The sequence below is a fragment of the Prescottella equi genome (genome assembly GCF_020171745.1).
Taxonomy (GTDB): Bacteria; Actinomycetota; Actinomycetes; order Mycobacteriales; family Mycobacteriaceae; genus Prescottella; species Prescottella equi_A.
In genome coordinates, this window is the sequence record NZ_JAIVAH010000025.1 from 24,913 (window position 1) to 38,592 (window position 13,680).

Here is a 13,680-nt window from a genome sequence, read left to right on the forward strand (position 1 = left end):
GTGGTGAAGCCTGATGGGGACCGGGGAGGCTCCCTGCCCCTCGAGGACGCCCTGTATCCCATCACCGAAAGAGCACTCATCGATGCCCAGCGGTTCGGAAAATCGCGGTCCCGGCAGTAGCAAAACGGGGGCCAAGTCAGCCAAGGCGATCAAGGCAGCCAAGAAGAAGCAGGGTGGTGTGCCCGCGTCCAAGCGTGGAGGCGGCGCATCACGCCAGATTCCCTGGCTGACCATCGGCGCCGTCATCGCCGTCGTCGCGCTGATCGGCGTTCTCGCCGTCAACATCTTCCCCAAGTACCAGGACCAACAGGCCGTGGCGAAGTTCACGCCGTCGGAGTCCAACCAGGATCCGTCGTCGTCGATCGACGGCGTCGTCAAGGTCGATTACCCGGCCGGCGTGCACGTCGAGTCGACCCAGCGGGTCGCGTACGACCAGACCCCGCCGTTCGGCGGACCGCACGATTCCGTGTGGGCGACGTGCACCGGCACCGTCTACGCCGATCCGATCCGCACCGAGAACGCCGTGCACTCGCTCGAGCACGGCGCCGTCTGGATCGCCTACAACCCCGACAAGCTCGACGACGCGCAGCGCAAGCAGCTCGAGGAGCGCGCCAGCTCGCGTGACGGCTACATGCTGATGTCGCCCTACCCGGGCCTGGACTCCCCGATCTCGCTGCAGTCGTGGGGCCACCAGCTCAAGGTCGACAACGCCGACGACGAGCGCATCGACCAGTTCATCAAGGCGCTGCGCCTCAACCGCTACGCGTACCCCGAGGTCGGCGCGAGCTGCTCGACGATCCCCGGCTCGTTCGACCCGGCCAACCCGCCGCCGTTCGACGCGAGCGCCCCGGGCCCCGACGCGGTGCCGATGGACGGCGGCGGCATCACGCCGGACGCCAACGAGACCGGCGGCGCGGCCGGTGTGCCCTCGGGTCTCCCGATGCCGACCGGCCTCGAGCAGGCCCCCGCTCCTGCCGCCGGCGGGAACGGCTGATCGACGCGATGACCGACATCGACACCCCGATGGAGACCGCAACCGAACCGAGCAGCCGCAGTCAGCGGACCGCGCTAGCGGTCGTGGGCCTGATCGGCGTTCTCGCGATCGGTTTCGCCCTCGGTTTCTTCGTGCGGCTGCCGATCGACGACAACGGCACGCCGACTCCGGCGGCGACGTCGGTGGACGTCGGGTTCTCCCAGGACATGACCGTTCACCACAATCAGGCGATCGACATGTCGTCGATCGCGCTGACGAAGTCGACCGACCCCAAGGTCAAGAGCCTCGCCTTCGACATCCTGACCAGCCAGCAGAACCAGGTCGGTCAGATGCAGGGGTGGCTGGCGCTGTGGGACAAGGCTCCACTGCCCACCGACGGCTACATGACGTGGATGACCGAAAGCGACGGGCACGGAACACATTCGGGCCACGGGACCGCCGCGACTGGCGCTGCAGAGGAGCACGACAGCAGCAAGATGCCGGGCATGGCGAGCCCCGAGGAGATGGCCGCCCTCGGCCAGGCGTCGGGTCCCGAACTCGATGTGATGTTCCTGCAGTTGATGCTGCGGCATCATCAGGGCGGGCTGCCGATGATGGAGTACGCCGAGCAGTACGCCGACGTCCCGGCCGTTCGCAATTTGGCGAAGAAGATGGTCTCGACCCAGCAGGGTGAGGCGACGCTCATCACGAACATGCTGACGGAGCGCAACGCGTCTCCGCTTCCGATGAACTGACAGATCGTTTCATCGACCGTCACCGGGCGGCGCTCCCCCAGCGGGTGCGCCGCCCGGTCCGGTTCTGCCGCCGGTGCAACGTCGGCACCACGAGAAAAACACCGATCTACCAGCCGATGTGGACGATCGGCGACAATGCGCTACGCTAACTTCGCCCACTGGCACACCGGATTTCCGGTGCGCCCCCGTAGCTCAGGGGATAGAGCGTTCGCCTCCGGAGCGAAAGGCCGCAGGTTCGAATCCTGCCGGGGGCACACGGAAGGCCCCACTCTTACGAGAGTGGGGCCTTCGGCCGTTTTCGGGGTTGTACGCGCGTCGCTCCGGCCTCAGCGGGATCCCGAGCGCAGATCGAGTCCCCACGCGCCGACACCGCACACGACGATCACCGCGACCGCGGCCAGGACGACCGGCGTCGAGCCCGACAACTCCTGCCCGAAGCCCGGCAGGTAGTCCGCGTACCGGTGGGGCATGCCGGCCGCCGCCACGACACCGGGGATCGCGACACCGAACGGCAGCGAGAGGCCGACCGTCGATGCGGGCGCGGACGTCGGGAGGCAGGACCCGACCGTGTACCCCACGCCGACGGGTAGCGCGATCGCGTAGACGAAAACAGGGACGTCCGACTGATCGAGGTTCACCAGGGAGACCGCGGCCACCACCGCCAACAGCCCGAACCCGACCGGCGGGACCGGCCACCGGAGCCCCACCGCGGCACCGGCGACGATCAGCGCAGCGGGGATCGCGAGGGCCCACCAGCCGGCGCTCGTCCAGGGCGTTCCCACGGCCGCTGCGGCGAGCACCGCCGCACCGGCGAACACCAGCTGCCCGTCGCGCCCGGGCAACCGCCACGCGATCCACGCGACGAACGCCGTTGCCAGACCGACGTATGGGTACCACCACTCGGGACGTGCCGCCGATTCCATCAGGATCCGGTTGACGACGAAGGCCGCGACGGGCAGCGCGACGGCGGCCGCGAGCCAACGGGGCTCGACCCGCGTACCCCACGACGTTCGCCGGTCGACCACGGCCGCCAGGACGACGAGCGCTGCTGCCGCGACGGCGGGCCACAGCCCGACCACGCCCCCGCGCTCGACCTCCGCGAACGATGTCAACGGGGTGTAGGCGGTCCAACCGAAGTCCGCCGTGCCGACTCCGATCAGGTCGACGACCGCCCCCGACAGCAGGAAGGCGCCGACGGCACCCACCGCGAGCGCCGCCTGAGCGTTCCGTTCGCGCGCGGCGAGAGGCGAGACCGCACCGAGAACCATTCCTGCGGCAACGGCATTCGAGTACAGGAGCACCGCCGGATCCTCGGGGTACGACAGCAACTCCGGCAACGCGAGCAGCAGCAGCCCGGCCACGGCCGCGGCCGTCACCAGAGCCAGCGACCGCCGCCGGGCCAGGGCGACGGTGACCAGCACGGCCACGACGGCCGCGGCCGCGACGCCGGCGCCCTTCCCGACGAGGGCAGCGGGCAGGGCGCTCTCGACGCTGACGTAGTCGTCGGGCATCGGGAACCACAGCACCCGACCAGCGAGCGCGCCGCACACCAGGGCAGCGAGCACGGGCACGATCCGAGCGAGACGACTCATTCCTGTTCCCTGCACCTTTCGCGGAGTTATCCGGCGTGTAGTTCGGCGATCACGTCGGCCATGCGGCGATCCTGGTCGGGGTTGTCGGGCAGCGCCAGCGTGACACTCGGTGCGACGCCGTCGAGACGCTCGCGGACCACGTCGGCGAGCGCGTCGTAGCGGGCCGTCGGGACGACCGCGGTGAGGACGTCGTCGGTCACGATGTCGCGCAGACGATCCCAGTCGTCGCGCCGGACCAGGTCGGCCAGCCGCCCCTGCAGGTCGGGGAAGCCGTGCCGTTCGAGCGCCCCGCGGTAGGCGGGCGTCGAGTACAGGAAGGCGAACAGCCGGCGGCGTCGTTCGCGTTCCTCGGCGACGTCGGCGTCGGTGGCTCCGGTGATCACCTGCAGTCCCGCGACGATGTCGAAGTCGTCGAGCGAACGTCCCGCGGTCGCCGCGCCCTCGGCCAGCGCCGGCAGGCACTCGTCGACGAGGTACCGCGGATCCGAGTTGGTCGGGTGCGTGACCAGACCGTCCGCGCACTCCCCCGCGACCCGCAGCATGCGCTGCCCGACACCTCCGAGGTAGATCGGTGGCACCGACGTCTCCGTGTCGGGACCCGGGTTGAAGTACGGCTGTATCCGGGTGAACCGGTATCGATCGCCCTCGTACGCAACGAGTTCGCCGGTGCGGAACGTCTCGAAGGCCGCCCGCACGACGCCGACGTACTCGCGCATCGCCGCGGCGGGCGCGGTCCACGGCATCGCGTACCGCTCCTCGATGTTCTGCCGGATCTGGCTGCCGAGTCCGAGGTGGAATCGGCCTCCCGACATCTTCGACAGGTCCCACGCGGTGTACGCGGTGAGCAGCGGGCTCCGCACGAACGCGAGCGCGACCGACGTCCGGACGACGATCTGCTCGGTGGCCTGCAGCGCCAGCAAGGCAAGCAGGAACGGGTCGTGCACCGTCTCCGAGACGTGCAGCCCGTCGTAGCCGGCCGCCTCGGCGCGCCGCGCGAAGTCGGCCACCGCCATCGGATTCAGGGCGGGATCGGTTCCGGTGTAGACCTTCATCCGTCCGTTCTACCCGGCGAATTGCCGGAATTCGCGGTGGCACGGTGAGGGCGCTCGGTGACAAGTGTGATTGCCGTTACCATCGCTTCTCGTGGTCGACAGCATGGTGGGGGCGGAACATGCATCCGCAAAGGTGGCAACGAGAGAGCCGGGACCGGCACGTCCGGGGCGGTGGGACGTCCGGCGGGCGCGCCTGATCGCGATCATCGCGGGCGTCCTCGGCGTCCTGAGCGCGGTCGCGATTCCGCTGCTGCCGGTGAACCAGGACCAGTCGACGATCGCGTGGCCGCAGAACGGATCGACGGGCAGCGTCGAAGCGCCCCTCGTGTCGTACGCGCCGTTCACCTTCGACGCGCGGATCCCGTGCGCGACGGCCGCGGACCTGGACTCCGGCGGCGTGCTCGTCGCGACCATGCCCGCGGGCGCACCGGGAGCGGAACGCTACGGTCTCGTCGCGAAGACGGTCGCGGCCACCGAGTCCGCGCCCGCCCGCCTCGAGGTGATCCTGCGGGACCGGTCGCTGATCTCGACCCCGCTCTCGGAACTCCGCGGCGGCGAGTGTGCGATCGCCGTGTCGTCGACCTCCGAGCGGACGACGGCGTCGATCGCCGGATCCGTTGCGGCGGAGACGACGAAGACCGTCGACGGCGACGTTCGCCCCCAGATGGTCGGCGTCTTCAGCGATCTCGACGGCAGCGCACCGGCGGGCCTGCAGGTGACCGCCGAACTCGACACCCGCTTCTCGACCACGCCGACGCCGATCAAGATCCTCGCGATGGTCGTGGCGGTGCTCGCCACGTTGCTGGCGCTGGTCGCGCTGCACCGACTCGATCTCACCGACGGCCGCCGGGCCCGCCGATTCCTGCCCTCGCGGTGGTGGCGCATCGGATCGCTCGACGTCGTCGTGATCGGAACGCTCGTGCTGTGGCACTTCATCGGGGCGACCACCGCCGATGACGGCTACCAGTACACGATGGCCCGGTCGGCGCAGTCGTCCGGCTACATGTCCAACTACTTCCGCTACTTCGGCGTGCCCGAGACCCCGTTCGGCACGCCCTACTACTACATCTTCGGTCTGCTCGACGACATCTGGAGCGCCAGCCCGTGGGTGCGCCTGCCCGCACTGCTCGCCGGCATCGTCACCTGGCTGGTGCTCAGCCGGGAGGTCGTGCCCCGTCTCGGCGTCGCGGCGCGCACCAGCCGGATCGCTCTGTGGACGGGCGCGCTGGGCTTCCTCGCGGTGTGGTTGCCGTACAACAACGGACTGCGTCCCGAGCCGATCGTCGCGGCCGGTGTGCTGCTCACGTGGTGCTCGGTGGAGCGGGCGATCGCGACCCGGCGCCTGCTGCCGGCGGCAGTCGCGATCCTCGTCGCCGCGGCGACGCTCTCGGTCGGGCCCTCCGGAATCATCTGCTTCGCCGCACTACTCGCCGGATTGCGTCCCCTGCTGCGGATCGTGATCGCCAGGGCCAGGACCGTCGGATTCGCGGCGTTGCTGCTGCCACTCCTGGCCGCAGGCACCGCTATTCTCGTCGCGATCTTCGCCGACCAGGCGCTCGCGGTCGTCCCGGCCATGCAGGACGCGCACGTCGCCGGCGGTCCCAGCGAGAAGTGGTTCAGCGAGAACCTGCGGTACCAGTGGTTGCTCAACGACACCGCCGACGGGTCGCTCTCCCGCCGGTTCGGCATCTTCGTGATGTTCCTGGGCCTGGCGGTCACCATCCTGGCGATACTTCGCAAGAACGGACGTATCCCCGGTACCTCGGTGGGGCCGTCCCGCCGGATCATCGGCGTCGTGCTCGGCGCCCTCGCGCTGATGATGTTCACGCCCACCAAGTGGACGCACCATCTCGGTGTGTTCGCCGGACTGGCCGGCGCGCTCGCGGTCCTCACCGCCGTCGCCGTCGGTACCGCGGTGCTGCGTTCGCCCCGCAACCGTGCACTGTTCGCGGCAGCGGTCCTGTTCCTCCTGGCGTTCACGTTCATCGGGACGAACAACTACTGGTACGTCTCGGCGTGGGGTGTGCCGTGGTGGGACAAGCCGCCGTCACTTGCCGGCACCGGGGCGGCGACCGGACTGTTCGGTGGCGCGATCCTGATGGTCGGTGTCGCGACCTGGTGCCACCTGCGCGAGTCTCGGGTTCCCGCACCGGGTTCCCGGACCCGATGGGTGTGGGCGCTGCCGCCGCTGACCATCGCGGCCGCCGTGATGGTGGCGTTCGAGGTGCTCTCACTCGCAAAGGGCGCGGTGAGCCAGTATCCCGCGTACTCCGTCGGGCGAGCGAACTTCGATGCGCTGCGCGGCCAGAACTGTGGCCTCGCGAACGACGTGCTGCTCGAGACGGACCCGAATGCGTCCATGCTGCAGCCACTCTCGGGTGACGTGGCCACAGCGCTCGCCGGCACCGAATCCACCGGCTTCCGCCCCAACGGCGTCGCGTCGGACCTCAGCGCCGACGGGGAGACCGCGGCCGCCGCGGGCACCGCGAACCTGGTCGACCCGGACGCGGCGCCCACCTCCACCGACAACACGGCCGGAACCGGTGGCGGCGAGGGGGCAGTGGGCATCAACGGCAGCACCGTCGCGCTACCGTTCGGACTCGACCCCGCGGCAACGCCCGTGCTCGGCAGCTACCGCGCCAGCGACCAGATGCAGGCATCGCTGGTCAGTGGGTGGTACGGCCTGCCCGACGTCGGCGCCGACGGGACCCGCGGCGACATCGTCTCGGTCGCCGTGGCCGGGCGGATCCGCTCGGTGGACCGCGACGGCATCGTCACGTACGGCCAGGACCTCGAGCTCGAGTACGGTGTCCGCCGACCCGACGGTTCGGTGGACGTCCTGGGCCGGGCGTTGCCCTACGACATCGGTCCCGCGCCGTCGTGGCGGAACGTGCGGGTTCCCCTGGACCAGTTGCCCGCCGAGGCCGACGCGGTTCGCCTCGTCGCCTCCGACGAGGACCGCGACCCGGACCAGTGGCTGGCGGTGACCCCGCCGCGTGTGCCGCAGACCCGCACCCTCCAGGACGTCGTCGGCTCCGACACTCCCGTGCTCGCGGACTGGGCGGTGGGACTCCAGTTCCCGTGCCAGCAGCCGTTCTCGCACGCGAACGGCGTTGCGGAGGTGCCCGGGTACCGGATCCTCCCCGATCGACCCGGCGCGGTGTCGACAAACCGGTGGCAGGACCACTACGGCGGCGGCCCGCTCGGCTGGACCGACCAACTCCTTTCCGCGGAGACCATCCCGTCGTACCTGAACCACGACTGGCGACGCGACTGGGGCCAGGTCGAGCAGTTCACGCCGCGCGACAAGTCCGCGGTGCCGGCCGAACTCACCACTGTGAGCGAGCGGCGCTCCGGGCTGTGGAACCCGGGCCCGATGGTGCTGAGGTTCTGACGCGAGTCGAATTCGCGCCGACCTCTTGACTTCGAGCGGCGAGCGAGAATACTTAAGTACGTGCTTAAGTATTCCGCACCGCTCGACGGCGTGTTCCACGCACTGTCGGATCCGAGTCGGCGCGGGATGGTCGAGCGACTCGGTCGCGGCCCCGCCTCGGTCAGCGAGCTCGCGGCTCCGCTCGACATGTCACTGCCCGCCGTCGTGCAGCATCTCCAGGTGCTCGAGGCCAGCGGACTGGTGCGGTCGGAGAAGGTCGGCCGCACCCGGACCTGCCATCTGGTGCCGGACGCCCTGGACGGGGCCGGGCAGTGGATTGCTCAGCGGCGCACGAGTATCGAGCGCCGCCTCGACCGACTCGGCGAGTTTCTCGCCGAGGCCGACGAAGCACCGCCAGCCGAGGAGTTGCCGTGAGTACCCGATCGGTCACCCATTCCACCTTCGTCGTCGAGCGCATCTACGACGCCGATCCCGCCCGCGTGTTCCATGCGTTCGCCGACCCCGAGGCCAAGGCCCGCTGGTTCACCCACCCCGACGAGTGGGTCTCGGAGGCGGGCACGATGGACTTCCGCGTCGGCGGTCGCGAGACCGTCAGCGGCGGCCCGAAAGGCGGACCGGTGCACTCGTTCTCGTCGATCTACCAGGACATCGTCCCGGACGAACGGATCGTCTACACCTACGACATGCACATGGACGACGTCCGGACGTCGGTGTCGCTGGCCACGATCGAACTCTCCCCCTCGGGCGAGGGCACCCGACTGGTGATGACCGAGCAGGGCGCCTTCCTCGACGGCTACGACGACGCCGGCTCCCGCGAGGAGGGCACCATCCTGCTGCTCGACGCGCTCGGCGCCGCCCTCGCGGCGGAGTCCACCGAAGCCTGAACCACTACGGGTGGGGCTCGATGATCGCCGTGATCGCCTCGATCTCGGCGCTCGGGATGACGAAGTGTTCGGTGATCGCGACGGTCAGGGTGTCCCGGCCTGTGGTCATGTCGAGCAGGAATCGGGCGACCACGTCGGTGCCCCACTCCCGGAACTCGAGGTCGCGGACCGCGCTGATCGGCCGGTACTGTGCGCCGGTTTCGAGCATCGACCGGATCTCGTCGCCGGAATCGCCTGTCCGCTGGCCGTTCTCGTAGCGGTGACAGTGCCGGGCGAGACGCACCTTGCTCGCGTCGTGGGTGACGAGCGAGCTGATGTACTCGCGGGCCATCGCCACCCGCGGGCTGTCGGTGGGCCCACCGGTCTCCTCGGCGATGCCCGCGAGCAGTGGCACCGCGAGGTCGCGGCGGCAGATCAGCAGGTCCGGCAGGTACGGGTGGGCCTCGTTGTACCGCAACGGTGTTCCGTCGATCCGGGAGCAGTGCAGTCCCGCCGCGAGGGCCACGCCGACCGGCGCCGCCGAGTCCCACTCCCACTGCCCACCGGCGTGCACGTAGGCGTCGGCGTCGCCCCGCAGAACCGCCATCGCCTTCGCACCCGCCGAGCCCATCGGCTCGACGGTGCCGCCGACGCGTCGCGCGAGTGCGTCGACGAACGCGGGAGGCCTGCTGTCGCTCACCAGGATCCGCGGGCGGTCCCGCTCCGACGCCACTGCCTGTGCGGTTCCGCTGACGTACACCTCGCCGCGCGCGGGCTGTGCGACCGCAGCCGCGGCGATGCCCACCCCGCGCTCCCACAACGCGACGTGCACGGCCCAGTCGGATCGTCCGGCCAGGCCGTACTCGCGGGAGCCGTCGAGCGGGTCGATGATCCAGACCCGCTCGTTGTCGAGGCGGGCCGCGTCGTCGGCGGATTCCTCGGACAGCACGGCGTCGTGGGGGCGGGCGGCGGCCAGCCGTTCCAGCAGGAGCGCGTTGGCGGCCTTGTCGCCGCGTCGGCCCAACTCCTTCGCGGCGGCCTTGTCGAGCGGGGCCTCCCCCAACTCCCGGGCACGGATCTCCAGCAGCAGGTCGCCCGCGCGCGTGGCGAGGTCGGCGGCAAGTTCGGCGTCGGTGCTCACAGGTGCAGATACTCCATGATCTTCGCGGCCTGCGCGACCGGGTCGCCGTCCTCGGGCCGCAGCACCATCTCGGCGCGCTCCGGAGCCTCGTACGGGTCGTCGACGCCGGTGAACCCGGTGATCTCCCCCGCCCGCGCCTTGGCGTACATCCCCTTCGGGTCGCGCGCCTCGCACTGTTCGATCGGGGTGTCGACGAACACCTCGACGAAGGGCAGTCCGGCCTCCTCGTGCAACCGGCGTACCCGATCGCGGTCCTCGCGGTAGGGACTGATGAGCGAGGCCACCGCGACCATGCCGGCGTCGGCGAGCAACTGCGCGACGGCCCCGACCCGTCGGACGTTCTCGGCCCGGTCGTCGGCGCTGAACCCGAGGTCGGCGTTGAGTCCGTGCCGCAGGTTGTCGCCGTCGAGCCGGTACGCGGGGACACCCGCGGCGACGAGGCGTCGTTCGAGCTCGACCGCGACCGTGGACTTGCCGGACGCCGACAGGCCCGTGAGCCACACCGTCGATCCTCGGGTCGCCCGCTCGTCGCGGGACACCGCGGCCGAGTGCCACACCACCTTCGATTCCTTGAGGGTGGGCCCGGTGATCATGCCGGCGGCGACGGTGTTGCCGGTCGTGTCGTCGACGAGGATGAAGCTACCGGTGACCCGGTTGCGTCGGTACGGGTCGAACAGCAGCGGCTGCTGGGTGCGCAGCTGGACGCGTCCGATCTCGTTGAGCGTCAACGACTGTGCCGTCTCGTCGCGGTGCAGCGTGTTGACGTCGAGACGGTAGTCGAGCCGCACCACCTGAGCCTTCGTCGCGCGGGTGGTGTGCAGGACGGTGTACCGCGCGTCGGGGCTCAGCGACGACTGCTCGGTGAACCAGCAGATCATCGCGTCGAGTTCCTGACCGAGGAGTGGTCGATTGTTCGGTCGACACAGGGTGTCGCCGCGGCTGACGTCGAGGTCGTCGGCGAGCTGCACGCACACCGCGGACGGCGCGAACGCCTCCTTCACCTCCTCGCCGCCCGGCCCCCAGATCGCGGAGATCGTGGACGTGAAGCCCGACGGCAGCGCGACCACCTCGTCGCCGGGTTTGAAGACGCCGCTGGCCACGGTGCCCGCGTAGCCGCGGAAGTCGTGCAGGTCGGCGTCGGTCTGCCGCTGCGGCCGGATCACGTACTGGACCGGCAGCCGCGCGTCGATGAGGTTCCTGTCGGACGCGATGTGCACGTCCTCGAGATGGTGCAGCAGCGACGAACCCTCGTACCACGGCATGTTCTCGGTGCGGGTGACGATGTTGTCGCCCTTGAGCGCCGACACCGGAATGAAGGTGAGGTCGTGCACGTCGAGTTTGGTCGCGAACTGACCGAACTCGTCCTTGATCTCCTCGAACCGCTCCTGCGACCAGTCGACGAGATCCATCTTGTTGACGCACAGCACCAGGTGCGGGATCCCCAGCAGCGTCGACAGGAACGCGTGCCGCCGGGTCTGCTCGAGCACGCCCTTGCGGGCGTCGACGAGGATCAGCGCGAGGTCCGCGGTGGAGGCCCCGGTGACCATGTTGCGGGTGTACTGCTCGTGCCCGGGGGTGTCCGCGATGATGAATTTGCGCTGCGGCGTAGCGAAGTAACGATGCGCGACGTCGATCGTGATGCCCTGTTCCCGTTCGGCGCGGAGCCCGTCGGTGAGCAGCGCCAGATCGGTGTACTCGGTGCCGCGCTCGCGGCTGCTGCGTTCGACAGCCTCGAGCTGGTCCTCGAAGATCGACTTCGAGTCGTACAGGAGGCGTCCGATCAGGGTGGACTTGCCGTCGTCGACGCTGCCCGCGGTCGCGACGCGGAGGAGTTGCTGGGTGTGGGCCATCAGAAGTACCCCTCCTTCTTGCGATCTTCCATGCCGGCCTCGGAGATCCGGTCGTCGGCGCGGGTGGCGCCGCGCTCGGTGATGCGGCTGGCCGCGACCTCGGTGACGACCTCGGCGGCGGTGGAGGCCGACGACTCGACGCAGCCCGTGCACGTCGCGTCACCGACGGTGCGGAACCGCACGAGCTCGTCACGCGACTCCTCCCCGGGAAGCAGCGTCAGGAACCGCGTGTCCGCCAACAGCATTCCGTCCCGTTCGACGACCGGGCGGCGGTGCGCGTAGTAGATCGACGGCAGCTCGATCTCCTCCTCGAGGATGTACTGCCAGATGTCGAGTTCGGTCCAGTTCGACAGCGGGAACACCCGAATGTGCTCGCCGCGGCGATGCCGACCGTTGTAGAGGTTCCACAGTTCGGGCCGCTGTGCCTTGGGATCCCACTGCCCGAACTCGTCGCGGAAGCTGAACACGCGCTCCTTGGCGCGGGCCTTCTCCTCGTCGCGTCGGGCACCGCCGAACACCGCGTCGAACCTGTTCTCCCGGATGCCGCGCAGCAGCGAGTGGGTCTGCAGCCGGTTGCGGCTCGCGCGCGGTCCGGTCTCGTCGACGACCCGTCCCGCCGCGATGTCGTCCTCGACGCTCGCCACCACGAGCCGCAGGCCGAGCCGTTCGACGGTGGCGTCCCGGAACTCGATGACCTCGTCGAAGTTGTGGCCGGTGTCGACGTGCATCACGGGGAACGGCAGCGGCGCCGGCCAGAACGCCTTGGCAGCGACGTGGAGCATCACCACCGAGTCCTTGCCGCCGGAGAACAGCAGGACCGGACGTTCGAAGGTCGCGGCGACCTCTCGGAAGATGTGGACCGCCTCGGCCTCGAGCGCCTGCAGGTGCGACAGCTCGTAGGTGGACGGGGATGCCAGGGGTGTCACGCGCGACTCCTCGACGATTCGCTGGTACATATTTGTACCGGGTCGGTTCGAAAACTGACTTCGAGCCGAGAATAGAACCGGTTCCACCTTTCGGTCAATGGCTTGCCCGAGGTGACCGAATGTCACACCGGTTCACTCCAACTGGACGCGTGTGACATTCGGCCAGGTCAGGAGGTGCGCACCGGGCGCCGACCGCCGACCTCCGCGGTCACCGCGTCCGCCGCGGCCACGAGCGCCTCGCCGCGACGGGCGATCTCCGCACCGCTGATCGGCCCACCCACGTCGAGCGTGAGCACCAGCGCCTGATGCCCGTCCGCGTCGTAGACCGGTGCCGCGATCAGGCTCACCGGGTAGTCGACGTCGGACTCGGTCTCGCTGTGCAGGTAGACGCGCTCGCCGAGACTCGACACCATCTCGCCGATCAGCTCGCGCAGTTCCGTCGGCAGGTCCCGACCCGCGACGCCGGCCATGAGCGAGAACAGCTTGCGCCCGACCGGAGTCAACCGTTCGACGAGGTACCCGACGTTGCGGCAGTCGTCGACGACCCGCCCGAGCAGTTCCCGATCGAGGACGACCGGCAGCGCGGGATCGCGCCGTAGCCACGCCTCGAGGTCGTCGTCGCTGTCCCAGATCACGTACATGAGGCCGACCGGCGGTGCGAACGGGTATGCCTGACCGACCCGGGCAGCGGTGCGCCCCAGCGCCATTCCGGGAGGGGCGACGGTCTCGAGGATCATCACCTGGTCGCCGACCACCGCGGACGCCGTGCACACCGCGCCGAACTCGGCGGCAACCGCGTCGAGCTGGGCCCGTGCGATCGACCCGACGGCGAAGCCGCGCTGCGCCGCACGACCGGCGGCGATCAGGGCCGGACCGAGTCCGTACGTCTTGGAGTGCGGATCGCGGGTGAGGTATCCCGCCGACACTAGTTCGGAGAGGATCCCGAGGCACGTGGGCTTGCTGATCGACAGCGCCCGCGCCAGTTCCGACAGTCCGAAGCGCTGCTCCTCACGAGCAACGAGGAAGTCGAGGATCTGGACCACCCGCTCGGTCGGCGGAGAACGGCGTCCACTCGACTCGCCGGACTCGGCAATCCCTGAGGTCATTGACCACTCCTTGAAACACGTTCTATCG

11 protein-coding genes and 1 tRNA gene are annotated in these 13,680 nt (G+C 69.7%); 6 read left to right on the plus strand and 6 right to left on the minus strand.

Annotation, left to right across the window (positions count from 1 at the left end):
• Window positions 1–82: 82 nt before the first annotated feature.
• From LCL87_RS20615 to LCL87_RS20625, 3 genes are all read left to right on the plus strand, one after another.
• A complete protein-coding gene (locus tag LCL87_RS20615; protein WP_225023308.1) occupies window positions 83–994 on the plus strand; it encodes a thioredoxin-like domain-containing protein in 912 nt (303 codons plus the stop codon).
• Between the two features lie 8 nt (window positions 995–1,002).
• Window positions 1,003–1,728 (plus strand): DUF305 domain-containing protein, encoded by a 726-nt coding sequence (locus LCL87_RS20620; RefSeq protein ID WP_225023309.1) that lies wholly within the window; start codon window positions 1,003–1,005, stop codon window positions 1,726–1,728.
• Between the two features lie 181 nt (window positions 1,729–1,909).
• Window positions 1,910–1,982: transfer RNA gene (locus LCL87_RS20625), tRNA-Arg, on the plus strand.
• A gap of 72 nt (window positions 1,983–2,054) precedes the next feature.
• On the opposite strand, the gene LCL87_RS20630 is transcribed toward LCL87_RS20625, so the two are convergent.
• Window positions 2,055–3,320 (minus strand): hypothetical protein, encoded by a 1,266-nt coding sequence (locus LCL87_RS20630; RefSeq protein WP_225023310.1) that lies wholly within the window; start codon window positions 3,318–3,320, stop codon window positions 2,055–2,057.
• A gap of 26 nt (window positions 3,321–3,346) precedes the next feature.
• Window positions 3,347–4,372, minus strand: a complete 1,026-nt coding sequence (locus LCL87_RS20635; protein WP_225023311.1) for a TIGR03617 family F420-dependent LLM class oxidoreductase — start codon at window positions 4,370–4,372, stop codon at window positions 3,347–3,349.
• A 103-nt stretch (window positions 4,373–4,475) separates the two neighbouring features.
• Here LCL87_RS20635 and LCL87_RS20640 point away from each other — a divergent pair, with 103 nt between their 5' ends.
• From LCL87_RS20640 to LCL87_RS20650, 3 genes are read left to right on the plus strand one after another with little or no spacing between them, the layout of a single operon-like run.
• Window positions 4,476–7,766 (plus strand): arabinosyltransferase domain-containing protein, encoded by a 3,291-nt coding sequence (locus LCL87_RS20640; protein WP_237692557.1) that lies wholly within the window; start codon window positions 4,476–4,478, stop codon window positions 7,764–7,766.
• Window positions 7,767–7,826: 60 nt separating this feature from the next.
• Window positions 7,827–8,180 (plus strand): ArsR/SmtB family transcription factor, encoded by a 354-nt coding sequence (locus LCL87_RS20645; RefSeq protein WP_225023313.1) that lies wholly within the window; start codon window positions 7,827–7,829, stop codon window positions 8,178–8,180.
• The gene (locus LCL87_RS20650) at window positions 8,177–8,650 is read left to right on the plus strand and encodes an SRPBCC family protein (protein ID WP_225023314.1); all 474 of its coding nucleotides are present in this window, start codon (window positions 8,177–8,179) and stop codon (window positions 8,648–8,650) included. Before LCL87_RS20645 ends, LCL87_RS20650 begins: the two co-directional genes overlap by 4 nt.
• 4 nt (window positions 8,651–8,654) lie before the next feature.
• Here LCL87_RS20650 and LCL87_RS20655 read toward each other — a convergent pair whose 3' ends face one another.
• The 4 genes from LCL87_RS20655 to LCL87_RS20670 form a co-directional block, all read right to left on the minus strand.
• Window positions 8,655–9,770: a 3'(2'),5'-bisphosphate nucleotidase CysQ gene (locus tag LCL87_RS20655; RefSeq protein WP_225023315.1), complete on the minus strand. Its 1,116-nt coding sequence runs from the start codon at window positions 9,768–9,770 to the stop codon at window positions 8,655–8,657.
• Window positions 9,767–11,620, minus strand: a complete 1,854-nt coding sequence (gene cysC / locus LCL87_RS20660; RefSeq protein WP_225023316.1) for an adenylyl-sulfate kinase — start codon at window positions 11,618–11,620, stop codon at window positions 9,767–9,769. Before cysC ends, LCL87_RS20655 begins: the two co-directional genes overlap by 4 nt.
• Window positions 11,620–12,576: a sulfate adenylyltransferase subunit CysD gene (gene cysD / locus LCL87_RS20665; protein ID WP_225023317.1), complete on the minus strand. Its 957-nt coding sequence runs from the start codon at window positions 12,574–12,576 to the stop codon at window positions 11,620–11,622. Before cysD ends, cysC begins: the two co-directional genes overlap by 1 nt.
• 137 nt (window positions 12,577–12,713) lie before the next feature.
• Window positions 12,714–13,652 carry a helix-turn-helix domain-containing protein gene (locus tag LCL87_RS20670; protein ID WP_225023318.1) on the minus strand — a complete coding sequence of 313 codons (939 nt, stop codon included), beginning with the start codon at window positions 13,650–13,652 and terminating at the stop codon, window positions 12,714–12,716.
• Between the last annotated feature and the right edge of the window lie 28 nt (window positions 13,653–13,680).